The organism is Actinoplanes sp. NPDC021490, assembly GCF_055562135.1.
Window position 1 is genome coordinate 192,227 of record NZ_JBVHFW010000022.1, and the last position, 24,372, is coordinate 216,598.

The 24,372-nt window shown below is 71.9% G+C and carries 27 protein-coding genes and 1 riboswitch; of the genes, 9 read left to right on the top strand and 18 right to left on the bottom strand.

Going from position 1 to position 24,372, the window contains the following annotated elements; translation table 11 throughout:
- Window positions 1–20 precede the first annotated feature (20 nt).
- Genes ACZ3I4_RS41755 through ACZ3I4_RS41775 form a run of 5 tightly spaced genes read left to right on the top strand, consistent with a single transcriptional unit; the run spans window position 21 to window position 5,730 of the window.
- The gene (locus ACZ3I4_RS41755) at window positions 21–902 is read left to right on the top strand and encodes a transketolase (RefSeq protein WP_465387675.1); all 882 of its coding nucleotides are present in this window, start codon (window positions 21–23) and stop codon (window positions 900–902) included.
- Complete coding sequence (locus ACZ3I4_RS41760) at window positions 899–1,852, top strand: transketolase family protein (protein WP_465387676.1); 954 nt, start codon at window positions 899–901, stop codon at window positions 1,850–1,852. Before ACZ3I4_RS41755 ends, ACZ3I4_RS41760 begins: the two co-directional genes overlap by 4 nt.
- Window positions 1,845–3,227, top strand: coding sequence for an FGGY-family carbohydrate kinase (locus tag ACZ3I4_RS41765; protein WP_465387677.1), 1,383 nt, complete (start codon window positions 1,845–1,847; stop codon window positions 3,225–3,227). The genes ACZ3I4_RS41760 and ACZ3I4_RS41765 overlap by 8 nt, the downstream gene beginning before the upstream one ends.
- Window positions 3,224–4,204 (top strand): sugar phosphate isomerase/epimerase family protein, encoded by a 981-nt coding sequence (locus tag ACZ3I4_RS41770; protein ID WP_465387678.1) that lies wholly within the window; start codon window positions 3,224–3,226, stop codon window positions 4,202–4,204. The genes ACZ3I4_RS41765 and ACZ3I4_RS41770 overlap by 4 nt, the downstream gene beginning before the upstream one ends.
- Window positions 4,204–5,730: a DUF1593 domain-containing protein gene (locus tag ACZ3I4_RS41775; RefSeq protein WP_465387679.1), complete on the top strand. Its 1,527-nt coding sequence runs from the start codon at window positions 4,204–4,206 to the stop codon at window positions 5,728–5,730. Before ACZ3I4_RS41770 ends, ACZ3I4_RS41775 begins: the two co-directional genes overlap by 1 nt.
- 51 nt (window positions 5,731–5,781) lie before the next feature.
- Here ACZ3I4_RS41775 and ACZ3I4_RS41780 read toward each other — a convergent pair whose 3' ends face one another.
- Window positions 5,782–6,174, bottom strand: a complete 393-nt coding sequence (locus ACZ3I4_RS41780; RefSeq protein ID WP_465387680.1) for a hypothetical protein — start codon at window positions 6,172–6,174, stop codon at window positions 5,782–5,784.
- A gap of 45 nt (window positions 6,175–6,219) precedes the next feature.
- Here ACZ3I4_RS41780 and ACZ3I4_RS41785 point away from each other — a divergent pair, with 45 nt between their 5' ends.
- Window positions 6,220–7,422, top strand: coding sequence for an amidohydrolase (locus tag ACZ3I4_RS41785; protein WP_465387681.1), 1,203 nt, complete (start codon window positions 6,220–6,222; stop codon window positions 7,420–7,422).
- Here ACZ3I4_RS41785 and ACZ3I4_RS41790 read toward each other — a convergent pair.
- The 15 genes from ACZ3I4_RS41790 to ACZ3I4_RS41860 all read right to left on the bottom strand — a co-directional run bounded on the left by ACZ3I4_RS41790 (window position 7,355) and on the right by ACZ3I4_RS41860 (window position 19,691).
- Window positions 7,355–8,011, bottom strand: a complete 657-nt coding sequence (locus tag ACZ3I4_RS41790; RefSeq protein WP_465387682.1) for a 50S ribosomal protein L11 methyltransferase — start codon at window positions 8,009–8,011, stop codon at window positions 7,355–7,357. The two genes, ACZ3I4_RS41785 and ACZ3I4_RS41790, sit on opposite strands and share 68 nt — an antisense overlap.
- A complete protein-coding gene (locus tag ACZ3I4_RS41795) occupies window positions 8,008–8,619 on the bottom strand; it encodes a GNAT family N-acetyltransferase (protein ID WP_465387683.1) in 612 nt (203 codons plus the stop codon). The genes ACZ3I4_RS41790 and ACZ3I4_RS41795 overlap by 4 nt, the downstream gene beginning before the upstream one ends.
- Window positions 8,620–8,630: 11 nt before the next feature.
- A riboswitch (SAM riboswitch) is annotated at window positions 8,631–8,745 on the bottom strand.
- Window positions 8,746–8,757: 12 nt separating this feature from the next.
- Window positions 8,758–9,336, bottom strand: a complete 579-nt coding sequence (lspA, locus tag ACZ3I4_RS41800; protein WP_465387684.1) for a signal peptidase II — start codon at window positions 9,334–9,336, stop codon at window positions 8,758–8,760.
- Window positions 9,337–9,423: 87 nt separating this feature from the next.
- Window positions 9,424–9,909: a BON domain-containing protein gene (locus ACZ3I4_RS41805; RefSeq protein ID WP_465387685.1), complete on the bottom strand. Its 486-nt coding sequence runs from the start codon at window positions 9,907–9,909 to the stop codon at window positions 9,424–9,426.
- Between the two features lie 11 nt (window positions 9,910–9,920).
- Window positions 9,921–10,262 carry a monovalent cation/H(+) antiporter subunit G gene (mnhG, locus tag ACZ3I4_RS41810; protein WP_465387686.1) on the bottom strand — a complete coding sequence of 114 codons (342 nt, stop codon included), beginning with the start codon at window positions 10,260–10,262 and terminating at the stop codon, window positions 9,921–9,923.
- Entirely contained in the window at window positions 10,259–10,522 is a 264-nt protein-coding gene (locus ACZ3I4_RS41815; RefSeq protein WP_465387687.1) for a monovalent cation/H+ antiporter complex subunit F, read from the bottom strand. The genes mnhG and ACZ3I4_RS41815 overlap by 4 nt, the downstream gene beginning before the upstream one ends.
- A complete protein-coding gene (locus tag ACZ3I4_RS41820; protein WP_465387688.1) occupies window positions 10,519–11,055 on the bottom strand; it encodes a Na+/H+ antiporter subunit E in 537 nt (178 codons plus the stop codon). The genes ACZ3I4_RS41815 and ACZ3I4_RS41820 overlap by 4 nt, the downstream gene beginning before the upstream one ends.
- Window positions 11,052–12,551 carry a Na+/H+ antiporter subunit D gene (locus ACZ3I4_RS41825; protein WP_465387689.1) on the bottom strand — a complete coding sequence of 500 codons (1,500 nt, stop codon included), beginning with the start codon at window positions 12,549–12,551 and terminating at the stop codon, window positions 11,052–11,054. The genes ACZ3I4_RS41820 and ACZ3I4_RS41825 overlap by 4 nt, the downstream gene beginning before the upstream one ends.
- Window positions 12,548–12,979: a Na(+)/H(+) antiporter subunit C gene (locus ACZ3I4_RS41830; protein WP_465387690.1), complete on the bottom strand. Its 432-nt coding sequence runs from the start codon at window positions 12,977–12,979 to the stop codon at window positions 12,548–12,550. The genes ACZ3I4_RS41825 and ACZ3I4_RS41830 overlap by 4 nt, the downstream gene beginning before the upstream one ends.
- Complete coding sequence (locus ACZ3I4_RS41835) at window positions 12,979–15,789, bottom strand: Na+/H+ antiporter subunit A (protein WP_465387691.1); 2,811 nt, start codon at window positions 15,787–15,789, stop codon at window positions 12,979–12,981. Before ACZ3I4_RS41835 ends, ACZ3I4_RS41830 begins: the two co-directional genes overlap by 1 nt.
- Window positions 15,789–16,433 (bottom strand): response regulator, encoded by a 645-nt coding sequence (locus ACZ3I4_RS41840; RefSeq protein WP_465387692.1) that lies wholly within the window; start codon window positions 16,431–16,433, stop codon window positions 15,789–15,791. Before ACZ3I4_RS41840 ends, ACZ3I4_RS41835 begins: the two co-directional genes overlap by 1 nt.
- The gene (locus ACZ3I4_RS41845; protein ID WP_465387693.1) at window positions 16,430–17,365 is read right to left on the bottom strand and encodes a sensor histidine kinase; all 936 of its coding nucleotides are present in this window, start codon (window positions 17,363–17,365) and stop codon (window positions 16,430–16,432) included. Before ACZ3I4_RS41845 ends, ACZ3I4_RS41840 begins: the two co-directional genes overlap by 4 nt.
- Before the next feature lie 98 nt (window positions 17,366–17,463).
- Window positions 17,464–18,441 (bottom strand): AraC family transcriptional regulator, encoded by a 978-nt coding sequence (locus ACZ3I4_RS41850; RefSeq protein ID WP_465387694.1) that lies wholly within the window; start codon window positions 18,439–18,441, stop codon window positions 17,464–17,466.
- Between the two features lie 9 nt (window positions 18,442–18,450).
- Window positions 18,451–19,239, bottom strand: a complete 789-nt coding sequence (locus ACZ3I4_RS41855) for an NmrA family NAD(P)-binding protein (RefSeq protein ID WP_465387695.1) — start codon at window positions 19,237–19,239, stop codon at window positions 18,451–18,453.
- A 68-nt stretch (window positions 19,240–19,307) separates the two neighbouring features.
- Window positions 19,308–19,691 (bottom strand): SPW repeat protein, encoded by a 384-nt coding sequence (locus tag ACZ3I4_RS41860; protein WP_465387696.1) that lies wholly within the window; start codon window positions 19,689–19,691, stop codon window positions 19,308–19,310.
- Window positions 19,692–19,867: 176 nt separating this feature from the next.
- On the opposite strand from ACZ3I4_RS41860, the gene ACZ3I4_RS41865 reads away from it, so the two are divergent.
- Together ACZ3I4_RS41865 and ACZ3I4_RS41870 are read left to right on the top strand one after the other, a co-directional pair.
- Window positions 19,868–20,269, top strand: a complete 402-nt coding sequence (locus tag ACZ3I4_RS41865; RefSeq protein ID WP_465387697.1) for a PPOX class F420-dependent oxidoreductase — start codon at window positions 19,868–19,870, stop codon at window positions 20,267–20,269.
- A 30-nt stretch (window positions 20,270–20,299) separates the two neighbouring features.
- A complete protein-coding gene (locus ACZ3I4_RS41870) occupies window positions 20,300–20,977 on the top strand; it encodes a hypothetical protein (protein WP_465387698.1) in 678 nt (225 codons plus the stop codon).
- Here ACZ3I4_RS41870 and ACZ3I4_RS41875 read toward each other — a convergent pair.
- Together ACZ3I4_RS41875 and ACZ3I4_RS41880 are read right to left on the bottom strand one after the other, a co-directional pair.
- Complete coding sequence (locus ACZ3I4_RS41875) at window positions 20,919–21,737, bottom strand: TIM barrel protein (protein WP_465387699.1); 819 nt, start codon at window positions 21,735–21,737, stop codon at window positions 20,919–20,921. The genes ACZ3I4_RS41870 and ACZ3I4_RS41875 overlap by 59 nt on opposite strands.
- Window positions 21,734–23,011, bottom strand: a complete 1,278-nt coding sequence (locus ACZ3I4_RS41880; RefSeq protein WP_465387700.1) for a Gfo/Idh/MocA family oxidoreductase — start codon at window positions 23,009–23,011, stop codon at window positions 21,734–21,736. Before ACZ3I4_RS41880 ends, ACZ3I4_RS41875 begins: the two co-directional genes overlap by 4 nt.
- 124 nt (window positions 23,012–23,135) lie before the next feature.
- Here ACZ3I4_RS41880 and ACZ3I4_RS41885 point away from each other — a divergent pair, with 124 nt between their 5' ends.
- Complete coding sequence (locus ACZ3I4_RS41885; protein ID WP_465387701.1) at window positions 23,136–24,152, top strand: LacI family DNA-binding transcriptional regulator; 1,017 nt, start codon at window positions 23,136–23,138, stop codon at window positions 24,150–24,152.
- The last annotated feature ends 220 nt before the right edge of the window (window positions 24,153–24,372 follow it).

Consider the following 24,372-nt stretch of genomic DNA (forward strand, 5'->3'; position numbering starts at 1 on the left):
CCACCGCAGAAAGGCACACCATGCTGGTCGCCGACCCCCGTACCGCCGCCGCCTGGCGCCTATTCCGGCAGGAGTTCACCGACGCCGGTCCCGAGCGCCGACGCGAGATGCTGCGGGAGCGGGCCAACCAGTCCCGTACCACCGACCTGCACATGATCGGCCGGGCCGGCCTGGGTCACGTGGGCGGCGACATGTCCGTCCTCGACATCCTGACCACCCTGTTCTTCGCCGTGCTGCGGATCGACCCCGAGAAGCCCGATTGGGCCGACCGCGACCGGCTCGTGCTCAGCAAGGGCCACACCGCCGGGGCGCTCTACACCACCCTGGCCGCGGCCGGGTTCTTCCCGTCGGCCGAGCTCGACACGTTCGCCGGTCCGCTCTCCGCCCTCAACGGTCACCCCAACCGGGTCAAGGTGCCGGGCGTCGAGACCAACACCGGCCCGCTCGGTCACGGCCTGCCCGTCTCCGTCGGCATGGCCGTCGCCGCCCGGCTCTCCTCCTCGTCGCGGCACGTTTTTGTGGTGCTCGGCGACGGCGAGCTGCAGGAGGGCAGCAACTGGGAGGCCGCGATGACCGCCGGGCACCGCCGCCTGTCGAACCTGACCGCGGTGATCGACCGCAACCGTTTGCAGCAGGGCGCCCGCACCGAGGAGACGAACACGCTCGACCCGCTCGACGACAAGTTCCGCGCGTTCGGGTGGGACGTGCTCGAGGTCGACGGGCACGACCACCTCGCGCTGCTCGACGCGTTCACCGGGCCGCGGGGCGACCGGCCGATGTGCGTCATCGCCAACACGACCAAGGGAAGGGGCGTCTCCTTCATGGAGGACCGGGTGGAGTGGCATCACAAGGTGCCGTCGGCCGAGCAGATCGTCACGGCGGCGGCGGAGCTGGCCCGATGAGCGCGCCCGTCCGTGAGCTCTTCGACTGCCGGGTCGCGTTCGCCGAGGAACTGAGCGCCCTGGCCCGCGAGGACGAGCGCATCGTGGCGGTGTGCAACGACTCGGTCGGGTCCAGCAACCTCGTGCAGTTTCAGAAGGAGTTCCCTGACCGGCTGATCAACGTGGGGATCGCCGAGCAGGACATGGTCGGAGTCGGGGCCGGTCTGGCGCTCAGCGGCTACATCCCGTTCGTCTGCGGCGCCTCACCGTTCCTCACCGGGCGCGCGCTCGAGCAGATCAAGGCCGACGTCGCGTACAGCCAGTCGCCCGTCGTCCTGTGCGGCATGAGCCCCGGCATGGCGTACGGGGAACTCGGCCCGACCCACCACTCGATCGAGGACCTCTCGTGGTTGCGGGCGATCGCCGGACTCGACGTGGTCGTGCCGGCCGATCCGGCCGAGACCCGGTCGGCCGTGCGGTGGGCGGCCCACGCGGCCCGGCCCGCCTTCCTGCGCGTCGGCCGTTTCAAGGTGCCCGCGGTGACCGGTGACCGTCCGTTCACCTTCGGCGCGGCGACCACGCTGCGCGACGGCACGGATGTCACGGTGGTGGCGGCCGGAACCATGGTCTCCCGCGCGCTCGAAGCGGCCGAGGAGGCCGCCGATCAGGGAGTGTCCGTGCGAGTGCTGAACATGTCGACGATCGCGCCCCTCGACGAGGACGCGATCCGGCGGGCCATGACCGAAACCCGGGGGATCGTCACCGCCGAGGAGGCCACCACCACCGGCGGCCTGGGCGCGGCGGTCGCGGCGGTCGTCGTCACCGGGCGCGCCCCGGTGCCGATGCGCCTGCTCGGCATCGACCGCGAGTTCGCGCCCACCGGCACCACCGAGTTCCTGCTCGAGCACTTCGGGCTGACCGCCGGCGACATCCGGCAGGCCGCGATCGGGCTGGCCCGCCCCGATGCCTGACGACCTCGTCCTCGCGGTCGACCAGGGCACCAGCTCCACCAAGTGCCTGCTGGTCGACCCGTCGGGCGCCGTGGTCGGCAGCGGGTCGGCGCCCGTGCCGATCCGGTACCCGCGGCCGGGCTGGGTCGAGCAGGACGCGGACGAGATTCTCGACAGCGTGCTGACGGCGGCCGCGGCCTGTCTCGCGGGCATCGACCGGGCGCGGGTCACGGCGGTCGGGCTGAGCACCCAGCGCGAATCGGCGGTCGTGTGGGACAAGCGGACCGGCGAGCCGGCCGGGCCGGTGCTGGGGTGGCAGGACCAGCGGGCCCAGCCGATCTGCGACGCCCTGCGGGAGAAAGGACAGGCTTCCCGCGTACGGGAGATCAGTGGTCTTCCCCTCGACCCGATGTTCAGCGCGGCCAAGCTGCGGTGGCTGCTCGACCGGACGCCCGGCGCGGTGGCCGGAACCGTCGACTCGTGGTTGCTGTTCGCGCTGACCGGAAGCCACCAGATCGAGTCGGGCAACGCCTCCCGTACGCAGCTGCTCGACGTCCGGGCCGGGTCGTGGAGCCCGGAACTGCTCGGCCTGTTCGGGATCCCGCCGGCCGCGCTGCCGGCCGTGACCCCCTCGTCGGGGCCGCTCGGCGTGATCGGCCCGCGCGGGGGAGCGCTGGCCGGGCTGCCCATCACCGCCGTGCTCGGGGACTCGCACGCGGCGCTCTACGCGCACGGCCCGCTGATCGAGGGCGGCGTCAAGGTCACCTACGGCACCGGGTCCTCGGTGATGCGGCTCGGCGCCACCGATGACACCGGTGTCTGCCTCACGGTCGCCTGGAACGACGCTCTGGCCGCCGAGGGCAACATCCGCTCGTCCGGCGCGACCGTCGCCTGGCTGGCGTCGTTCCTCGACGTCGCAGTGGACCGGATCGGGGAGATGGCGGCCGGGGCGTCCAGCGACGGCGTCCACCTCGTGCCGGCGTTCGGCGGACTGGCCGCGCCCTGGTGGGACGACACCGCGGTCGGCGTGATCAGCGGCCTCACCCTCGGCACCCGGCCCGCCCAGCTCGCCCGGGCCGCCGTCGAGTCGATCGCCCACCAGGTCACCGATGTCATCGACGCCATGGGTCCGCCCGACCGGGTGCTGGCCGACGGCGGCGCCAGCGGCAACGACGTGCTCATGCAGATCCAGGCCGACCTCACCGGCGTGCCCGTCCGGCGCGCCCGCACGACCAACCTCTCCGCCCTCGGCGCCGCGTTCCTGGCCGGGGGCTTCACCCCGCCGATCTCGTACGACGAATTCCGTCCCCAGCCCGCCGGCACCGCCGCGCTCCGCTCCGCGTGGCGGGAAGCAGTCGGCCGGGCCCGCACCCCTCGTGATGGGAGCACCGCATGACCGACTACCCCCGCTTCGGCGCCGGCCTCTGGCACTTCGCCACCTACGTCGACCGCTACGCCAGCGACGGCTACGGGCCGGCCCGCACCACGCTCGACGCCATCGAGCTGGCCGGGCAGGTCGAGGACCTGTCCGTGGTCGACCTCAACTACCCTTTCACCCCCGGCGTCGGCCTCAGCGAGGTCAAGGACGCGCTGGCCGCCCAGGAGCTGACGGCCATCGGCATCACGCCGGAGATCTACCTGCGCCGGTTCAGCCGGGGCGCCTTCACCAACCCCGACCCCGGCGTACGGAAGGCCGCTCTCGATCTGATGCACGAGGCCGCGGGCATCGTGCGCGAGCTCGGAGCCGACTACGTCAAGATCTGGCCCGGTCAGGACGGCTGGGACTACCCGTTCCAGGTCGACCACCGCACGCTGTGGAAACTGGCCGTCGACGGCATGCGCGAGCTGGCCGGGGCGCACCCCGACCTCAAGTTCGCCATCGAGTACAAGCCGCGCGAACCCCGCGTCAAGATGACCTGGGACTCGGCGGCTCGCTCGCTGCTGGGCATCCAGGAAATCGGGCTGGACAACGTCGGCATCCTGCTCGACTTCGGTCACAGCCTCTACGGCGGGGAATCGCCGGCCGACGCGGCCCAGCTGATCATCGACCACGGCCGGCTCTACGGCATGGACGTCAACGACAACCTGCGCGGCTGGGACGACGACCTCGTGGTCGGAACCGTCCACCTGACGGAGATCTTCGAGTTCTTCCACACGCTGCGCAAGAACAACTGGGACGGGGTCTGGCAGCTCGACCAGTTCCCGTTCCGCGAGGACAGCGTGGACGCGGCGAACACGGCGATCGGCACGCTGAAGCGGATCCACCGGGCCCTCGACCGGCTCGACACCGCGGGGCTGGCCGAGGCGCAGGAGCGGCAGGACGCGATGGCCGCCCAGCGCATCGTGCAGACCGCGCTCTTCGGGGAGCTGTGATGCGCCGGGTGATCGCTCTCGCCGCCGCACTCGGTCTGGGCGCCAGTCTCTTGTCCGCGTCGCCGGTTGCGGCGAGCTCCGGGCACGATGCCGGCAAGCCGCGGACGGTCGTCACCACCGACATGGAATCCGACGACATCGCCTCGCTCGTGCGTTACATGCTCTACACCAACGAGCTCGACACCCAGGGCATCATTTACAGCAGCAGCAAATTCCACTGGGCCGGCGACGGCCGGGGCACCGAGTTCTTCCTGCCCAACCGCGAATACACGACCCCGCAGACGTCCTGGCGCTGGACCGGCTCGACGACGATCGAAGACCAGATCCTTCCCGCGTACGCGAAGGTCTATCCGAATCTGCGCAGGCACGACCCGGCCTATCCGTCCCCGGCCCGCCTGAAGTCCCTGGTGCGGCTGGGCAACATCGCGTTCGAGGGCGAGATGGCGTCGGACACGCCCGGCTCGAATCTGATCCGGGATCTGCTGCTCGACCACGACCGGCGGCCGCTCTATCTGCAGGCGTGGGGCGGGACGAGCACGATCGCGCGGGCTCTGAAGTCCATTGAGGTGCGCTATTCCGGTACGCCCCGATGGGCTTCCGTGCGCGCTGCCGTCTCGAAGAAGGCCGTCATTCTGGCCAGCGGATTCCAGGACGAGACGTACGCGAACTACATCTCCAAGGCGTGGCCCGCGGTGCGCGTCGAGGAACTGTCGGCCGGTTACGCGACGTGGGGATTCAACTGCAACAACAACGGCCGCGGCAATGTACGCGGTCTGCCCGCCGACCGGGTCTACTTCACCGGCGCCTGGATCCGCGAGAACATCCAGGTCGGTCCGTGGGGTTCGCTCTACCGTTCCTGGCTCGACGGGCAGACCACCCCCGGCGACCCGCTCGACGTCTTCGGCGACCCGGTCAAGGCGCCCGGCGGCTGGTGCAAACCGATGGGCCCGTACGACTTCCTGTCCGAGGGCGACAACGTCGTGTTCAACCAGCTTCTCCGTACGGGCCTGCAGAACCCGGCAAACCCGGCCACCGGCGGATGGGGCGGCCGCGCCTACCAGGTGTCGTCGTCACCCGACCTGTGGAAGCTCGTCCCCACCGAGAAGGACGCGACCGGCGCCGACGTGGCCAACCTGACCACGCTGCGCTGGGCGGCCGCGGCTCAGAACGACTTCGCGGCCCGCATCCGGTGGACTCTGACGCCGCGCCGGTCCCAGGGCAACCACCCGCCGTCGGTCCGGATCGCCGGCGGCGACCTCGTGCGGGCCCGCCCCGGCTCCACTGTGGCGCTGCGCGCGAAGCTCGCCGACCCGGACGGCCGCCGGGTGACCGCCTCGTGGTGGCAGTATCGCGAGGAGGGCACCTATCCCGGGCCGGCCGGCATCACGACCCACGGTTCGTCGGCGTCGGTGAGGGTTCCGGCGGACGCCCAAGCGGGCCAGACGATCTCGGTGATTCTGCAGGGCACCGACAGCGGCACGTTCCCGCTGACCCGCTACGACCGGGTGACCATCCGCGTGCTGTGAGCGCTGCACGGCGCGGCCCTGGCTCATCGGCCGGGGCCGCGCCGGCCCCGATCAGGGCGCCGGTCGTTCGTAGCCGCACTCCTCGTAGACCCAGCGGTCGAGGTAGGCGGCCGCTTCGCCGGGGGAATCGACCACCTCGAGCCATTCGGTGGCCGCCTGCCGCATGTGCCGGACCGCGGCGGCGTCCTGTTCCGGCGAGCCGCGGCCGGGGGCGTCCATCTCGTCGGTCAGCGAACCCCAGACCAGGCTGAGCGCTGCCGGGAACTCGGCGATGTACTCGCCCTCAGGGGTCGCCCCCATGGCCCGCCCGGCCAGGCCGGCGAAGTCCATGCCCGCGTCATATGTAGCCTCGGGGCCGTCCGCCGCGAGCACCCGGCGGGCGTGCTCGGCGGCGGCGGCCAGAAACCCCGGCGGGCCGCTCTGCCCATGCCATCCGGTTGTCACGCCGGCCGACCCTACGCCTACGGGAGACGCGCGTAGCGTCCAGGCATGGAGCTTCGAGACGTCTACGAGGATCTGCATCGTCACCCGGAACTGTCGTTCCAGGAGCATCGGACGGCGGGCATCGCGGCCGCCTGGCTGCGCGACCATGCGTACGAGGTCATCGAAGGTCTCGGCGGCACCGGGGTCGCGGGAGTGCTGCGCCGCGGGGACGGGCCGGTGGTGTGGCTGCGCGCCGACATGGACGCGCTGCCCGTCACCGAGGAGACCGGGCTGCCGTACGCCAGCGAGGTCGACGGAGTGTCCCACGCCTGCGGCCACGACATGCACGTCACCTGGCTGATGGGGGCGGCCGCCGAGCTGGCCGCGGACGACGGGTGGCACGGCACGGTGGTCGCGATCTTCCAACCGGCCGAGGAACTGGCCAAGGGCGCGCAGGCGATGGTCGAGGACGGTCTCGTCGCCCGGGTCCCGAAACCCGGCATCGTGCTCGGGCAGCACGTGGCGCCGCTGCCGGCGGGCGTCGTCGGGCTGACCCCCGGGCCGATGTGGGCGGCCTCCGACTCGCTGCGGGTGACCATCCATGGCCGGGGTGGGCACGGCTCCCGGCCCGAGACCACCGTCGACCCGGTCGTGATCGCGGCGGCGACCGTGATGCGACTGCAGACAATCGTTGCCCGCGAGGTGTCGACGACCGAGACGGCGGTGGTCACCGTGGGCGCGATCCAGGCCGGGACCAAGCACAACATCATCCCCGACTCGGCGACGCTGCTGCTCAACGTCCGCACCTACGACCCGGAGGTGCGCGACCGGGTGCTGACCGCGATCGAGCGCATCGTGACGGCCGAGGCGGCGGCGGCCGGCGCACCCCGCGACCCGTCAATCGTGCTCGAGGAATCCGCGCCGACGCTGGTCAACGACGTGGCCACGGCCGCACGGACCCGCCGCGCGCTGGAATCGGTGACCGGCCCCGGCCGCGTCGTCGACCCGGGACCGTTGCCGAGCAGCGAGGACGTGCAGGTGCTGGCCACCGCGGCGGGCGCGCCGATCAGCTACTGGCTGCTCGGCGGGGCCGACCCGGCCCTGTACCGCGAGGCCACCGGCGTCGAGCAGCTGATCGAGGTCGCGAGCCGGATCCCGTCCAACCACTCGCCGCTCTATCACCCGGTGCCCGACCCGACGATCAGCGCCGGTGTGGCTGCCCTGGTCGCGGCGGCCCGGGAATGGCTGCGGACAGATCCCACACGCTGACCGGCGCTTCCGGGCCGGTCAGCGGGTGCCAGGCCGGATGCATGGGAAGGGTGGCCATGAGCACGCGCCGGGCCGGTGCGGCCGTGACCGTGTGGATCGGCAGAATGCCGGCGGCGGTGGTGCGTACGGTGGCCGCTTCGGTGTGCCGGAGAACGAGCCGTAGGGTGTCGAGGCCGTCCGGGCCGCCGCCCTCGTGCAGGTGCCGCTGGTCGGGTTCGACCGCCTCCAGCGTGGACGCGGGCCGCTGCGGCGGGTTGACGGCGAGCAGGTCCGCGTCGAGGCCGGCCAGCTCCCGGAAATCGAGTTGCCGAGCCTCCAGGCGGGCCAGGTCGTCCACCGTCCTGGCCACGTTCCGCCGGGTCAGCTCGACGGCGGCCGGGTCCGAGTCGATGGCCACCACCTGCCGGGCCCCGGCCCGCAGCGCCGCGATCGTGATCAGCCCCGCCCCGCAGCCCGCGTCGATGACCGTACGGCCACGGCAGTCACCCATGGCCGCCGCGAGCAGGGCCGAGAACCGCGAGGGCGCGTGGACGCCCGGGGCCAGGGACAGGGCGGCGCCGAACTCGAACCAGGACTCCCAGCCGGTCACCGTGCCGCCAGCCTCTGCTCCAGTTCGGCTCGGCAAGCGGGCCACTCCGGCGCGATGACCGAGAACATCGCCGAGTCGCGTAACAGCCCCTCCTCACCGGGCGCCCACGAACGGGACCAGCGGCGCAGCACCCCCTCGAACGTGGCGCCGGTGGCCGCGATCGCCGCCCGGGAACGGGCGTTGCGCGCGTCGGTCTTGAGGTCGACCCGATCGACCCGCCACTGCTCGAAGGCGTGCGCGAACAGCAGCAGCTTCGCCTCGGTGTTGACCCCGGTGCCCTGCGCCGCGGCGCCCAGCCACGTGAAGCCGACCTCGATCGCATACAGCTCGCCGTTCTCCGGCCGCCGTCGCGGATCCCAGTACGCCGTGGCGCCGACCGCCCGCCCGCTCCGCATCTCGATCTGCGCGTACGGCGTCATCTCCCCGCCGGCGGCCCGCGCCAGCTGCTGGTCGATGTAGTCACCGACCTGCTCGGGAGCCGGCACCCAGGTCCAGCCGAACGAATCCCGGTCGTGCGCGACCGCCGCGGCCAGATCACCGGCGTGGTCGTGGGTCAGCGGTTCGAGGCGTACGAGCGAGCCCTGAAGGACAGGCCTGGGCAGAATCACGGAACACTCCCGGTCGTGTCTTGCCCGGCACCCCGCGCGCCGGACCTGGTCATCACCCGGAGCACCCACCCACGACGAGGGGGTTGCCGGCCAGCAAGCCGGGGCTTCGCACTGGCACTCGTGACGCATCGGACGGTATCAAAGGCGCCGCTTACCGCGAACGGCCTTTTCAGCTCGCTGCGGTGAGCCCGACCCGTCGCGCCTCCGGCCGGTCAGCTCGAGCAGGACCGCCAGCAGCACGCCGATGAAGAGGCAACTGTCGGCGATGTTGAAGATCGGAAAGTAGCGGGCGTCCGGGCCGAAGACGCTGATCATGTCGACCACATGGCCCTGGAACATGCCCGGATCCCGGAACAGCCGGTCGGTGAGGTTGCCGAGCGCCCCGCCCAGCACGAGACCGAGCGCAACCGCCCACGGCGCCGAGCGCAGGCGTAGTGCCGTCCAGCCGATCCATCCGGCGACGGCGATGGCGATCACCGGGAACACCCACGTGTGTCCGCTGCCGACACTCCAGGCGGCGCCGCTGTTGCGCCAGAGGGAGAGATAGACCAGGCCGCCGAGGATCCGGACCGGTTCGTTCCCGGTCAGCCCGTTGGTCGACAGCTCCTTGACGATCTGGTCGAGAGCGATCGCCAGCACTGCCACGACGCCGAGCACCGTGACTGCCCGACCGGATGCGGCCGGGTGGGGGGCCTTGGCCCCGTGGGTGTCCGACATCGTGTCATCCTCTGCTCGTCGCCGACCTGGGCACCGCAGCGGTCGACGCCCACAAATACCACACGGAAGGCCGGCGCGAACGTCACCTCATGGCCGGTGGCCCTTGCGGCGGAGCAGGACGTCGGCGGCCCAGGCGAGCAGGCCGACGCCGAAGAGGGCGGCCAGCCAGCCGGCCACCTCGACGAGGACGACGGCGGCCGTCACGGTGAGCACGGCGATCCGGGCGACGACCGCCGCGGGGGAGGATCGGCGGGTGCTCCGGGCCGGCGAGGTGGCCAGGCGGGCGGCCAGCTCGCCGAACTGGCGGGCCTCGCGCAGGCGGGTCTCGCCGTCGGCGACCGTGAGGGCGTCGCACAGGTCGCGGACGCCGGGGAGCCGGCGCACCTCGCCGAGCAGGGCGTCGTGGACTTCCGGGCTCTCCACCCGGCCGGTCAGGATGGGCACGCCGTTCTGCACCTGGACAGCCAGCGGCTGACGCCGGAAGCGGTCGTCCGCGGCCAGGGCCTCGGCGATGCGGCGGGCCAGGGCGGCGTCCGCCGGCGAGGGTGGCGGTGGGATGCCGAAGGGCTCCATCGTGGCCCCCCTCACCGTCGGTCGCCGGCGTTGCGGAGCTCGTCGACGACCAGCTTGTCCTCGCGGGCCAGGCCCGCGCGGTAGCCGGCCCGGCCGATCATGTGGGCGGCCACCGGGGCCGTGGCCATGCTGAACACGGCGACCAGCAGCAGCGTGGTGATGTCGACGGCGTCGCGCAGGCGCAGCGCGCAGCCGGTCAGCACGAGCAGCAGGCCCAGCACCTGCGGCTTGGTTGCCGCGTGCATGCGGGAGAGCAGGTCGGGGAAGCGCATCAGCGCCACCCCGGCCGACAGGCTCAGCAGCGCGCCGACGATCAGGCAGAAACCGGCGGCGACGTCGAGAAAGCCGTTCATCGCGGGTCCCGCCGGATCGCGAAGCGGGCCACGCTGACCGCGCCGGTGAAGCCCAGGATGGACAGGACGGCCAGCACCGGCAGGACCGTGGCGTCGCGCGAGAACGCGGCCTCCGCGGCCAGGGCCATGACGATGACGGCCAGCAGCACGTCGGTGGCGACGATCCGGTCGAGCACCGACGGGCCGCGCACGATGCGGATCAGGGCCAGGCCGGCGCCGATGGCGAGCAGGGTGGTGACGACCACCGCGACGACAGTCATGCGGAGACCTCCTCGAGGACGCGGCGCTCGGCGGGGGAGCCGAACGCGCGGATGATCCGGCCTTCCAGTTCCAGGACCCCCAGCCGGAATTGCTCGACGGAGGCGGCGTCGGCCACGCCCAGCACGTGTACGTAGAGAATTCCGCGCTTGCGGTCCACGTCGACGATCAGGCTGCCCGGAACCAGCGACAGCGCCTCGGCCGTGAGGGTCAGTCCCAGGTCGGACGGGCAGCGCAGCGGCACGGCGATGATCGCGCTGCGCGGCTCGTGGCCGAACCGGAACGCCAGCGAGGCCACCTGCGCGCTGGCCAGCACCAGGTCGCGCAGGAACCGGACGGCGAACCGCAGCAGCCCGAGCGGGTGGATCCGACCGGCGTAGGTGATCGGCGGCAGCGGGAACACCACCAGCACGATGACCGCCACGAGCAGCCCGCCGGCGAAGGTCAGCGGGGTGAACGAGCCCCACAGCAGCATCCAGATCAGGGTCAGCCCGGCCGCCGCCACGCCGCGGTCCCGCCATCGTCCGCCGGTCACGGCGCACCCCCTCCGAAGACCGCCTCGACATAGCCCGAGCGCTGCATCAGCGTCGACGCGGCCTGATCGCCCACCTCGAACAGCGGCCCGGCGGCGAACGTCAGCGCCGCGCCCAGCACGACCAGGGCGAGGGTCGGCGCGACCATCAGCGCGGGCAGCCGGCCCGACGGCATCGACTTGGGCGGCGTACGCCAGAAGGCCAGGTTCCAGACGCGGGCGACCGCGTACAGGGTGAGCAGGCTGGTCAGGATCCCACCGGCGACGAGCATCCAGGCCAGCACGCCGCCGTCGGCCACCCCGGCCTGTACGAGGCCGAGCTTGCCGATGAACCCGGAGAACGGCGGGATGCCGGCCAGGTTGAGCGCGGGCACCAGGAACAGCACGGCGAGCACGGGGGAGAGCTTGGCCAGACCGCCCAGCTTGTCCAGGGCCGTGCTGCCGCCGCGTTGCTCGATCAGCCCGGCCGCCAGGAACAGCGTGGTCTGGATCGTGATGTGGTGGACCACGTAGAAGATCGCGCTGGACAGTCCGAGCTGCGTGGTCAGGCCCACCCCGAAGAGCAGGTAGCCGATATGGCTGATCAGCGTGAACGACAGCAACCGTTTGATGTCGGACTGGGCGACCGCGCCGAGGATGCCGATCACCATGGTGAGCAGCCCGGTCACGAGCAGCACCACCGCCGCGCGTCCGCCGGGGAACAGCAGCGTCTCGGTCCGGATGATCGCGTACACGCCGACCTTGGTCAGCAGGCCCGCGAACACCGCCGTGACCGGGGCCGGCGCGGTCGGATAGCTGTCCGGGAGCCACGACGACAGCGGGAAGACGGCGGCCTTGATGCCGAACGCGAGCAGCAGCATGCCCTGCAGGATCAGCCGCAGGCCGTCGGGCAGCGCGTCCAGCCGATCGACCAGCTGGGCCAGATTGAGCGTGCCGGTGGCGGCGTAGATGAGCCCGATCGCGGTCAGGAAGATCACCGAGGACAACAGACTGACCACCACGTACGTCGACCCGGCGCGGATCCTGTTCTCGGTGCCCCCGATCGTCAGCAGCACGTAGCTGGCCACGAGCAGGATCTCGAACCCGACGTACAGGTTGAACAGGTCGCCGGCCAGGAACGCGTTGGTCACACCGGCCGTCAGCACCAGGTATGTGGGGTGGTAGACCGACAGCGGCGTCTCCTCGTGGCCGTCGGCCATGCCCTGCCCGATCGAATAGACCAGCACGCACAGGGTCACGGCCGACGAGACCACCAGCATCAGGGCGGCCAGCTGGTCGGCGATGAGCACGATGCCCAGCGGCGCCTCCCACCCGCCGACCGCCACGACCAGCGAGCCGTCGGTGGTCGAGAGGTAGAGCAGCGCGCACGAGACGAGCAGCGTGGCGGTGAGCACGGTGAGGCTGACCGTCCGCTGGGCCCGCGGCTTGCCCGCCATCATCAGCGTGAGCGCCGCGCCGAGCAGCGGCATCACGACGGGCAGCGGAACGAGAAAGGTCATCGAGCGGCCTCACGGTCGGGAAGGGGCGGAACGTCGGTGTGGTCGGTGTCGTCGGTGCCGGATCCCTCGTCGCGCTCGGCGAGCTGCATGATCCGGCGATCCTCGACGTCGTCCTGCACCTCGTCGTGCCCGGACATCGCCCAGCTGCGATAGGCCAGGGCGAGCAGGAAGGCGGTCATCCCGAGCGTGATGACGATCGCGGTCAGGATCATGATCTGGGGCAGCGGATCGGCCATCTCCTCGTCCGGGCCGAGGCCCACGATCGGCGGCGTCCCGGCCTTGCCGCCCAGCAGGATCAGCAGGTTCACCCCGTTGCCGAGCAGGATCATCCCCATCAGGACGCGGGTGAGGCTGCGTTCGAGCACCATCGAGACACCGGCGGCGAACAGCACGCCGATCACGACGATGTAGACCAGGTTCGGAGTCATTACACCGGCTCCTTCTGTCGTTCGAGGGCCCGGCGTTCCTCGCGGGCGGCCGCGTCGTGCTGGCGGTCCAGCTCGGCGCCGAGGCTGCGCAGGATCTCGAGCACCAGCGCGACCACGATCAGATAGACGCCGATGTCGAAGAAGGCCGAGGTGGCGAAGTGGATGTGGCCGAGCACCGGAAGGTGCAGGTCGACCAGCGCGCTCTGCAGCACCTGGCCGCCCGCGACCAGCCCGGCCGCGCCGGTGCCGACCGCGATCAGCAGACCCGCGCCGAGCACGAGACCGGCGTCGACCGGGGCCGCCGCGTTCAGCTCGCGCCGCCCGCCGGCCAGATAACGGGTGGTCAGGGCCAGCCCGGCGACCAGGCCACCAGCGAACCCGCCGCCGGGCGCGTTGTGCCCCGAGAACAGCAGATAGACCGAGAACAGCACGATCGTGTGGAACAGCAGCCGGGCCACCACCTGCAGGATGATCGACTGGCGGCGGGCCTCCGGGTTGTCCCCGGCCCGCAGCCACGCCCCGGCCGGTGAGCCGTTGCCGCCCCGCTCGGCCCGGCGGCGCTGCAGCGCCCCCGTCCGGCGGAAGATCAGGCTGGCCACGCCGGTCGCGGCCACCACGAGCACTGAGATCTCGCCCATCGTGTCCCAGGCGCGGATGTCGACCAGCGCCACGTTGACGATGTTGTGCCCGCCGCCGTACGACACCGCGGGCTCGGCGAAACCACCCGAGATCGGCGTCGCGATCCGCCCGCCGGCCGCCACGTAGGCCATGCTCGCGGCGACCACGCCGGTCGAGACCGCGATGACCGTACGGATCACCCGGGTCACCCGCAGCGGCCGGGCCGAGAAACGCACCGGCAGCCGCCGCAGCACCAGCACGAACATGACGATGGTGACCGTCTCGACCAGGAACTGGGTGAGGGCCAGGTCGGGCGCCCCGTGCAGCACGAACATCACGGCGATTCCGTAGCCGCACACCCCGACCAGAATCATCGCGGTCAGGCGGCGTTGCGCACGGGCGGCGACCAGCGCGGCCCCGGCCACGACGGCCCCCGCCACCAGCTGCAGCGGGGTGTCCCAGAGCCGCAGGCCGGAAGGCCAGGGCGCACCGGCCAGCAGCAGCGTGCTCGCGCCCATGATCACCAGCACGACCAGGATCACGCCGAGCGAGAACGGCAGGGACCCGCGCTGGGTGGCCCCGGTCAGCTCGACGGCGGCCCGGTCGACGGCGTTCATCAACCGCCGGTAGACATCCTCGGCCTGCGGCACCTTCTGCCGGGGCCACGGACGCCCCCGCAGGTGAGCCGCGAAGACCACCCCGCCGGCGGCCAGCACGACGGCCGACAGCAGCAGCGGCAGTCCGAAGCCGTGCCACAGCGCGAGGTGCCCGGCCGGGCCGGGGAACAGTTCCGCGTACGGGGTGAGCACGCCGTCCAGCCAGGACGCGCCGATCCCGGCGGCGAGACCGGTGAGCGACAGCAGCCCGGCCGGCGCCACGAAACTCCACCCCGGGGCGGTGAAATCGACCGGCGCGACCCCGGGCTTGCGGGCGAAGGCGCCCCACAGGAACCTCAGCCCGTACGCCACGGTCAGCGCCGACCCGGCGACCAGCGCGAGCAGCACCAGCCGGTCGGTCGTCCCGCCGTGCTCGAACGCCGCGAACAGCGACTCCTTGCCGACGAACCCGGCCAGCGGCGGCACCCCGGCCATCGAGGCCACGGCCAGCCCGGCGATCCCGGCCAGCACGGGCGAGCGCCGGCCCAGACCGCTGAGGCCCCGCAGATCGCGCGAGCCGGTCCGGCGGTCGATGATGCCGACGACCAGGAAAAGGGCCGCCTTGAACAGGGCGTGCGCGAGCAGCAGGGCCGCCCCGGCCAGCACGGCCGTGCGCCCGGCGGCCCCGAACGCCACGGTCAGCAGGCCCAGCTGGCTGACGGTGCCGTACGCGAGAAGCAGTTTGAGGTCGTGCTGGCGCATCGCGGCCCAGCCGCCGAGCAGCATCGTCAGCAGCCCGGCGGTGACCGCGACCGGCCGCCACGGCCCGGCCTGGGCCAGCAGCGGGCCCATCAGCCCGAGCAGGAACACCCCGGCCTTCACCATCGACGCCGCGTGCAGATAGGCCGACGCGGGGGTGGGCGCGGCCATCGCGGCCGGCAGCCAGAAGCTGAACGGGAAGATGGCCGACTTGGACAGCGCCCCGGCCAGGATCAGGATGGCCGCCACCGCGCTGCCCTCGGGCAACGGCCCGGCGGCGATCTCCGACCAGCGGTACGTGCCCGCGCTGTGCCCCAGCATCACGAAGCCGACCAGCATGGCCAGCCCGCCCGCGGTCGTCACCACGAGGGCCTGCATCGCCGCGCGCCGCCCGGCCGCCTGCTCTCCTTTGTGCCCGATCAGCAGGTACGAGAAGACGGTGGTGAGCTCCCAGAAGACGTACAGCAGCAAAAGGTCGTCGGAGACCACCAGGCCGGTCATGGCCGTGACGAAACCGAGGAAGACGCCGGCGAAACGACCCAGCGACGGGTCGCCCTCGTCGAAGTAGCGCGCGCAGTAGGCCAGCACCACCGCGCCGATGCCGCTGACGATGAGCAGCATCAGCCACGACAGCGTGCCCATCCGGAGGGCCAGCTCCATGCCCAGGTGCGGCACCCACGGATGGACCTCGGCGGCCGGCGCCTGCTGGACGAGGGCCCACCCGAAGGTCGACGCCGGCACCAGGGCCAGCAGATAGAGGGCACGGTTGCCGAGGGCCCGCACGAGCAACGGGGCCAGCAGGGCGGCCGCGGCGTGCAAGATCAGGACGAGCAGCATCACGGCTCGATCAGCCCCGCGCGGATGGCGTACCGGGTCAGCTCCTGGCGGTCCTTGAGGCCGAGCTTGGTGAGGATGTTGGACCGGTGGCGCTCGACCGTCTTGACGCTGATGTGGAGCATCTCGGCGATCTCGCGCGTCGAGTGGCCCTCGGCGACGAGCTTGAGCACCTCCTCCTCGCGCTCGGTGACCGCCCGGGCCGGGATCTCGGCCCCGGTGCGTGCCCGCTCCAGATAGTCGCGGACCAGCGCGGTGACCGCGCCGGGATAGAGGAACGGCTCGTCGCGCATGGCGGCGTGGCAGGCCTCGACGAGATCCTGGTCGGCCACGGACTTCAGCACGTAGCCGGCCGCGCCGACCCGCAGGGCCTCGAAGAAGAACTGCTCGTTGTCGTACATGGTGAGGATCAGGACGCGGACTCCCGGATGGGTGCGGGTGAGCTCGCGGGCGGCCTGCAGGCCGGTCATCCGCGGCATGGCGATGTCGAGCACGGCGAGGTCGGGCGGGTCGGCGGCCGCCAGGGCCAGGGCCTCGGCCCCGTCCGCGGCCTCGGCGATCACCTCGAGGTCCGGTTCGCCGTCCAGGATCAGGCGCACCCCCCGGCGTACGAGGGCATGGTCGTCGGCCAGCAGGATGCGGATCATGTCGGCACCCGCAGCTGGACCGAGGTGCCCCCGGCGACGCCCGACTCGACAGTCAGGCCCGCGCCTATCAGTAGTGCCCGTTCTCGCATTCCGCGGATCCCCGCCCCTTCCGCCGCGCCTCGCAGGCCACGGCCGTCATCTCGTACGCAAAGCCGGATCTCGTTGTCGTCCTGGGCCAGCACCAGATCGACGTGCTGGGCCGCCGAATGCCTCGCGGCGTTGGTCAGGCTCTCCTGCGCCACCCGGTAGACGACCAGCTCGACGTCCTTGGGCAGCACCGGCAGATCGACGCCGACCTGGCGCCGCACCGACATGCCGGCCGTGGTGAACTCGCCCGCCAGCGCGCGCAGGGCACTGGCCAGCCCCAGCTCGTCGAGCACACCCGGGCGCAGCCGGCGGGCGATCCGGCGGATCTCGTCGAGGGCGTTGCGGGTGCTCTCCTGCACCTGCAACAGCTGGTCCCGGACCGCCGCCGGGGCCGCCTTGGCCACCCGTTTGAGGTCGAGCAGCACGGCCGTCAGCGTCTGGCCGATCTCGTCGTGCAGCTCCTGCGCGATCCGGTGCCGCTCGGCCTCCTGCGCCGACAGGGCGCGCCCGGCACTGGACGCCCGCTCCGCTTCCAGCCGCTCCAGCATCGAGTTGAACCCGGTGATCAGCTGCGCGATCTCGCCGTGGCCGCGGGCGGCCAGCCGGGTGCCCGGCTTGAGCAGGTCGATCGTGGTCATCACCCGGGTCAGCCGGGCCAGCGGGGCCAGGCCGACCCGCAGCATCACCGCGTTCGCGACCAGGGTGACCGCGGTGCCGGCCAGGATGACGAGCGCCTCGGCCAGCCGGGCGGTCGCCGACACGGTCACCGGGGCGAACAGCAGCACGAGGGCCGCGACGGTCAGGACCGCCGCGTTCAACGAGAAGATCCGCCAGAACAGCGACACGCAGACCACCCGGCTCCCGGAGAAAATTGCTTTCCTCCGACCCTGCCCTTTGCGGGGCGGGTTCGCATCGGGTCTGACACCCACATCGGGCGGTCAGGTCACGTGAGCCGCACCACGCGGGGCAGCGGGGACGCGTGAGGCGCCCGGGCCGGACGGCGGCGATACTCCTGCGGGCTCACCCCGCGTTCCCGCTTGAACGCCGTGCTCAGGGCGAACGCGCTGCCGTAGCCGACGCGCCGGGCCACCGCCTCCAGGGTGGCGTCGCCCTGCCGCAGCAGATCGGCCGCCAGGGTGAGCCGCCAGCTGGTCAGATAGGCCATCGGCGACTCGCCCACCACCTCGGTGAACCGTCGCGCGAGCGAGGCACGCGACACTCCGGTGCGGGCGGCGAGAGAGGCCACCGTCCACCCGTACGCCGGATCGTCGTGGACCAGCCGCAGCGCCGGCCCGACCACCGGATCGGTCTGGGCCCGCTGCCAGCCCGGCGCGTCGTCGGCCGGCGCGGCCAGCCAGGACCGCAGCACCGAGACCAGCACGAGGTCGAGCAGCCGGTCGAGCACCAGGTCCTGGGCGGGCTCGGTGCCGTCCATCTCGCGCGCGAGCAGGTCGAGCAGCGAGCGGTCACCCGTCCCGGCCGGCCGGATCAGCAGCCCCGGCAGCGCGTCGAGCATGCGGCGGCTGACCTCGCTGTGCATCTGATAGGTCCCGCTGATCATCACGGTCGGGGCGTCGGGCCGCGTGCCCCAGGTGCGGACGCCCTGACCGGTCAGCGTCACCTCGCCGCCGCCGGCCAGCTCGCAGCGCTGCCCGGGATGGATGACGACCTGCGGGCCGGTGCCTGGGTCGTCGGCCACCACATAGGGCTCGACGCCGTTGACCACGGCCACGTCGCCGGCGCCGATGCGGGCCGGGGGATGGTCCTGCTTGAGGATCCAGGCGTCGCCGCGCACCATCGTGATGAGCGAGAGCGGGGAGCCGTCCTGGATCCGCAGCGACCACGGCGGATCCAGAACCGAGCGCAACAGGAACGCCCCGCGGGCCCGGGGGCCGTCGAGCAGGCCGGTCAGCGCGTCCATGCGCACAAACTACAGGGCGGCCGCGGCCTTGCTCGCGTACGAGGAGAAGGGTGTGGCCGGGCGTCCGAGCGCCTCCCGCACCCCGTCGGCGGGCCGGGCGTTGCGCCCGTCGAGGATGCCCCGGAACATGTCGCCCAGCTCGACCGGCAGCCCCGCCGCGCTCAGCACCGACTCGTACTCCTCGAAGCTGATCGGCGTGTAGGTGATCGTGCGGCCGGTGGCCCGGCTCAGCTCGTCCGCGACCTCGGCGAAGGTCAGCGCGGCCGGACCGGTGAGCTCGTAATGCCTGCCCCGATGGCGCGGATCGGTGAGCGCCGCGGCCACCACCTCGGCGATGTCGTCGGCGTCGACGAACGGCTCGGCCACGTCGCCCGCGGGCAGCCGGATGTCCCCGGCCAGCACCGCATCGGCCAGGAAGTCCTCGCTGAAGTTCTGCGCGAACCACGAGCACGTGACGATGGTCCAGCCCGGGCCCGCGTCCTTGACGCGCTGCTCGGCCCGCTGGGCCAGCGGCTCACCCCGCCCCGACAGCAGCACCAGCTGCTCGACCCCGTGAGCCGCGGCCAGATCGGCGAACGCGCCCACCTTCTCGGCCGCGCCGGGCAGACCCAGGTCGGGATAGAAGGTGATGTACGCCGCCTTCTCGCCCCGGATCGCCGGGCCCCAGCTCGTCTCGTCGTCCCAGTCGAACCGCGTCCGGGACGTGCGGGACGCGATGCGGACATCTTCTCCCCGGGCCGCCAGGCGCTCGGCCACACGCCGCCCGGTCTTGCCGGTTCCACCAATGAGTAACGTCATGCGTTGAGTAGAGCCCGGACTGGCGAGAGTCTGAATGGCTCAGAACCGCGATCGCATAATCCAAACGCTCACGGTCTCTTTATCAGGGGCAGGCTGTTCGCCACGGCCAGCAGGATCACCAGCGTGCCGACCAGCTTGTCGTTCCAGGCCACCCCGAGCTGACCGGAAAAGCCCAGCACGAAGGGCGCCGCGGCGAGCCAGGCGCCCACCACGGCCGCCGCGGCGCTCAGCAGCGTCGACCGGCGCGGCAGCACGACCTGGGCCGCGGCCACGGCGATCAGCACGATCCCGGCCACGACGTCGCTGATCCACGGGTAGACGCCGTGATCGATGACGACGGGGGTGACCACCAGCCACAGCCCGGCCACCCCGAGGAACGCGCTCGGTGTCAGCACGAGGTCCCGGCCCAGCCGGCGGGCCACCCGCGTCCGTACGGCTTCGTCGGTAGTCATGAACCCAGAGTCACCCCGCCGGGTGGCGGACCCTTCGCGGGTCCATGACGGTTGCGTGACGATCACGCCGCGGGCCGGCTCGGGAGCCGCCGGCTCCGGCCGCTCCGGGCGGCTCCGGCTCCGGCCGCTCCGGGCGGCTCCGGCAGCGGCGGCTCCGGGCGGCGTAGGGTCGGGTTGTGACGATCTTGCCCGACGGTCTGCTGAAACTCCTGCGCCAGGCCAGCCCCTGCTTCATCGCGACCACCGACCCCGACGGCTCGCCGCAGCTGACCGAGACCTGGGTCGGCACCGACGGCGAGCACATCGTGATCAACACGGTCGAGGGCTTCCGGAAGGTACGCAACGTCGAGCGCGACCCCCGCGTCTCGGTGATCGTGACCGACCCGGCCAACGCGTCCGACTACTACTCGATCAAGGGCCGCCTCATCGAACTGACGCCGAAGGGTGGCGCCGAGCACATCGAGGAGCTGGCGCAGAAATATCTCGGCGGTCCGTATCCGTGGTTCGGCGGCCGTGACCAGGTCCGTGTGATCATGACCATCGCCGTCGATAAGATCATTCACGCACCCTGGGGATAGGGGCGCGCCGCGGCCGGGTATACAGCGGTAGTGGACGATCTGCTGGCCGCGATCCGGGGCGCCTACGGCACCAGCACCCTCGCGGGCCTGGCGCCCGGACTTGTCGTGCACGATTTGGACGGCTGGATCCCGGCCACGGCCCTCGCCGGCGACGACATCGGCCTGCTCCTGACGGCCGCCCAGCGCCGGTGGGACGCGCGACCGCATGTGGCCGCCGCGCTGATGTGGAAGGCGTACTCCTACTGGCTCTGCCTGCCCGCCGCGTTCGGGTGGGTGGCCGCCCGCCGCGTCCCGCACGTGACGGCGTCGCAGGTGCTGGTGCGTCTCGATGCCCCGGGCGCTCCCGTACGCATCGGCCTGCGCCCCGGCATCCCGTTCACCACCGGTGACCCGGCCCTGCTCCGCAGCGTGCTCCTCGACCAGCACGTCACCCCGCTGCTCGACGCGTTCCAGCGCGAGATCCGCATCGCCCGGCGACCCCTGCTCGGGTCGCTGTCGGCCGGCCTGGCCCACGCCACCCGGCACGCGGTCCGCGCTGTCCCCGGTGCCTCCACCGGCGACGTCGCCACCCTGCTCGAAGCCCTCGACCTGCAGGATCTCGTCGAATGGGAGGGCAGCAACCTGCGCCGCCGCACCTGCTGCCTCGCGCTCACCCTGTCTGCACCGAGGATCTGCTCGGACTGCTGCTATCGGCCCCGCCCGGGGTGAATGCCGCCCGGAACCTCTCGAGCGCCAGTTCGGACTCCCCGGACGCCCACCCCTCGAGCGCCATCACACCGTCGTACCCCAGCCGTCGCAGCGCCGCCGCCACGGCCGGATAGTGGATCTCTCCGGTTCCCGGCTCCGTGCGCCCCGGAACGTCGGCGACCTGGATCTCACCCACCAACGGCAACGCCCGCTCGACCAGGCGCACCAGATCACCCTCGCCGATCTGCGCGTGATAGAGATCGAGATTGAGCCGTACGAACGGACTCCCGACCGCCTCCACCAGCGCCATCGTGTCGGCGGCCCGCGCGAACGGCACCCCCGGATGGTCGACCGCGGTGTTCAGGTTCTCCAGCGTGAACACCCGCCCGGCTCGCTCACCCAGCTTCGCCAGCCGCTCCAGGGTCCGCGCCGCCGTCAGCCACATGGCCGGCGTCACCACCCCGGCCGGAACCACGGGCAGTCCACGATCGTCCAGCCCCGTCCCGTGCAGGTTGAGCCGGGCACAGTCGAGTTGCTCGGCCACTTCGAGGGACAGCTCGGCCGTGGCGAGCAGTTCCCCGGCCCCCTCGCGATCGGCCAGCGTGCCCCTCAGATAGCCCGTCATCGACGACACGGTCGCCCCCGTGCCCGCAATCGCGCCGAGATCCTTGCCGGACCATCCCCACATCTCCACTTCGAACCCGAGCTCCGCGATCCGCCGGACCCGCTCCGCGAACGGAAGCTCCAGAAACACCATCTCGGCGCAGACCGCGAGCCTCACTTGGCCACCTCGACAGGCTTTCCCGTACGCACCGACTCCGCCGCCGCCAACGCGATGGCCAGCGCCGCACGGGCATCCTCGCCCGAGGCCGCCGACGGGTCCTGCCGGCGGCCCTCGATCGCGTCGGCGAAGGACGCAAGCTCCGCCGTGTAGGCGTCCCCGAACAGCTCCTGGTCGCTGCGCGCCGTCTCGACCAGCCGCCCCTGCGAGCCCGAGAACGTCATCCCCGTCCGCCGCCCGTCGCCCATCGTCACCATGCCGCCCGAGCCCAGCACCTCACCGCGTACGTCATAGCCGTAGCTGGCCTCGAAGCAGGCCTCGGCCGTCCCGATCGCGCCGTTGCTGAACCGGACAGTGACCACCGCCGTGTCCAGCAGCCCGCGGTCCCGCCACTCCGGTTCGACTAGGGCATCCGCCAGCGCGTGAACCTCGACGACCTCGGCCCCCGGATTGAGAAACCGCAACGTGTCAAAGTCGTGGATCAGCGTCTCGTTGAAGATCGTCCCCGGCGCGACCCGCCCCGGATCGAACCCGCCCGGGTCGCGAGTGAGAGACCGCAGCAGCCGGGGCGTGCCCACCTGGCCGGAGTCAACAAGCGCACGGGCCGCCGCCCAGTCGGAAACAAAGCGCCGATTGAACCCCACCCGCAGAACAACCCCCGCCGCCCGCGCCGCGTCGATGACCCGGTCGATGTCGGCCACCGTGAGACCCATCGGCTTCTCACAGAAGACGTGCTTGCCCGCTTGGGCCGCCGCCACCGCAAGGCCGGCGTGGAAGCGGGCCGGGGCAGCGATGACCACGGCATCCACGTCGGGGTCTTCCCACACGCGCGCCGCATCGGTGTAGACCCTGATCACCGCGCCGCCAGATTCCCGTCCCACCCCGCCGGCGCGGGCGCGACCCACCGAGCTGGCCGATTCCGTGCCGGCCGATTCCGTGCCGACCGGTCCTGTCCCTGCCGATTCCGAGCCGATCGATTGCAGGCGGGCCGGTCCCGTGCCTGTCGGTTCTGTGCCTGTCGGTTCTGTGCCTGTCGGTCCGGGATCAGGCGATTGCGTGCCGGCCCATCCCGCCGGACCGTTGCGGATGCCACCAGTTTCGCCCTCGCGGCCTGGATCGCTCATCGTTTCGTCCAGCCGGTTGATGGCGGCGGCCAGGGCTTCGGCGGCGCCGGGGGCCGGGTCGGCTATGGCTACCAGCCGGACGCCGGGTAGCCGCCGGCTCAATGTCTCGGCATGGAACCGCCCCATCCGCCCGGATCCGATCAATGCCACTCTCACCATGGTCCACGCCTCCTGCTGGAACGTTCCAGTTCTTGCTGTGGACACTGCGCCGACCCGGCCCGGCCGGTCAAGATGCGGTCTGGAACGTTCCAGCATCTGCGACTACGCTCTCTTCGTGCGCGACGAACGCAGACCTACGCTGACCGACGTGGCGACCCGGGCCGGTGTCTCGAAATCCCTGGTCTCCTTGGTGATGCGCGACGAGCCCGGCGCGAGTCCGGAGACCCGGCAACGTGTGCTGAGCGCCGCCGACGAGCTCGGCTATCACCCCGACAGCCGGGCCCGGCTGCTCCGGAGTGGTCGCAGCCGCCTGCTCGGCGTAGTTTTCGGCATCCAGCACCCGTTTCATGCCGACCTGGTGACGGGCCTCTACACCGCAGCACGCGAAACGGGCTACGAACTGGCGCTCAGTGCCGTCACGCCCGAGCGCGACGAGTCCGAGGCGATCCGTGGCCTGCTGCAGGACCGTTGCGAGGCCCTGATCCTGCTCGGCCCCGAATCCCACACTGCCGAGCTGGCCCGCTTGGCGACCCGGCTGCCGGTCGTTGTGCTCGCGAGGAGCGTACGGGCCCCCGATCTCGACGTTGTCCGCACAGCCGATGCCGCCGGTGTCACGCAGGCCGTCAACTACCTGGTTTCTTTAGGCCACCGCCGTATCGCCCACATCGACGGCGGCCGTGCCCCCGGAGCCGCCGACCGCCGTCGGGGTTACCGCACCGCCATGCGCCGCCACGGCCTCGACGCCGAGATCCAGATAGTCCCCGGCGGCCTCACCGAGGAGCACGGCACCCGCGCCGCCGGCGTCCTGTTGGGAAGACTTCCAACAGCCGTGACCGTCTTCAATGATCGCTGTGCCACCGGTGTCATGGACATGTTCAATCGAAGCGGAGTCCAGATCCCCGAGGCAATGAGCGTCGTCGGCTTCGACGACAGCAGCCTGGCCCGCCTGGCCCACATCAACTTGACCACGATCGCCCAGGACGTCCCCGCCATGACCCGTCAGGCCGTCGACCGGGCCATCGCCCGCGTGGCCGGAGCCCCCGATCCCTCCCACGAATCCGTCGTCCCACCGCACCTGGTGATCCGCGGAACGACAGCCCCACTCCAAGCCCACGTCACAAGGGCGTCCTGACACCGAGGCGAACCGGCCGCGACGAACCGTCCGGCACCCACGCTGGGGTGGGGGTCTGGCACTCACGCTGGGGTGGGGGTCTGGCGGTCGGGCTGGGCCGGGCGGTCTGGCGCTCACGCTGGGGTGGGGGTCTGGCGGTCGGGTTGGGGCCGGGCGGTCTGGTGCTCACGCTGGGGTGGGGGGTCTGGCGGTCGGGTTGGGGCCGGGCGGTCTGGTGCTC

Coding starts and splice junctions, on each gene's coding strand:
- ACZ3I4_RS41815 (WP_465387687.1), bottom strand. CDS start 10,522: ATGACTGTCGTCGCGGTGGTCGTCACCACCCTGCTCGCCATCGGCGCC.
- ACZ3I4_RS41765 (WP_465387677.1), top strand. CDS start 1,845: ATGCCTGACGACCTCGTCCTCGCGGTCGACCAGGGCACCAGCTCCACC.
- ACZ3I4_RS41840 (WP_465387692.1), bottom strand. CDS start 16,433: ATGATCCGCATCCTGCTGGCCGACGACCATGCCCTCGTACGCCGGGGG.
- ACZ3I4_RS41860 (WP_465387696.1), bottom strand. CDS start 19,691: ATGACTACCGACGAAGCCGTACGGACGCGGGTGGCCCGCCGGCTGGGC.
- ACZ3I4_RS41785 (WP_465387681.1), top strand. CDS start 6,220: ATGGAGCTTCGAGACGTCTACGAGGATCTGCATCGTCACCCGGAACTG.
- lspA (WP_465387684.1), bottom strand. CDS start 9,336: ATGTCGGACACCCACGGGGCCAAGGCCCCCCACCCGGCCGCATCCGGT.
- ACZ3I4_RS41825 (WP_465387689.1), bottom strand. CDS start 12,551: ATGACCTTTCTCGTTCCGCTGCCCGTCGTGATGCCGCTGCTCGGCGCG.
- ACZ3I4_RS41760 (WP_465387676.1), top strand. CDS start 899: ATGAGCGCGCCCGTCCGTGAGCTCTTCGACTGCCGGGTCGCGTTCGCC.
- mnhG (WP_465387686.1), bottom strand. CDS start 10,262: ATGAACGGCTTTCTCGACGTCGCCGCCGGTTTCTGCCTGATCGTCGGC.
- ACZ3I4_RS41830 (WP_465387690.1), bottom strand. CDS start 12,979: ATGACTCCGAACCTGGTCTACATCGTCGTGATCGGCGTGCTGTTCGCC.
- ACZ3I4_RS41775 (WP_465387679.1), top strand. CDS start 4,204: ATGCGCCGGGTGATCGCTCTCGCCGCCGCACTCGGTCTGGGCGCCAGT.
- ACZ3I4_RS41805 (WP_465387685.1), bottom strand. CDS start 9,909: ATGGAGCCCTTCGGCATCCCACCGCCACCCTCGCCGGCGGACGCCGCC.
- ACZ3I4_RS41850 (WP_465387694.1), bottom strand. CDS start 18,441: ATGGACGCGCTGACCGGCCTGCTCGACGGCCCCCGGGCCCGCGGGGCG.
- ACZ3I4_RS41770 (WP_465387678.1), top strand. CDS start 3,224: ATGACCGACTACCCCCGCTTCGGCGCCGGCCTCTGGCACTTCGCCACC.
- ACZ3I4_RS41755 (WP_465387675.1), top strand. CDS start 21: ATGCTGGTCGCCGACCCCCGTACCGCCGCCGCCTGGCGCCTATTCCGG.
- ACZ3I4_RS41855 (WP_465387695.1), bottom strand. CDS start 19,239: ATGACGTTACTCATTGGTGGAACCGGCAAGACCGGGCGGCGTGTGGCC.
- ACZ3I4_RS41835 (WP_465387691.1), bottom strand. CDS start 15,789: ATGCTGCTCGTCCTGATCTTGCACGCCGCGGCCGCCCTGCTGGCCCCG.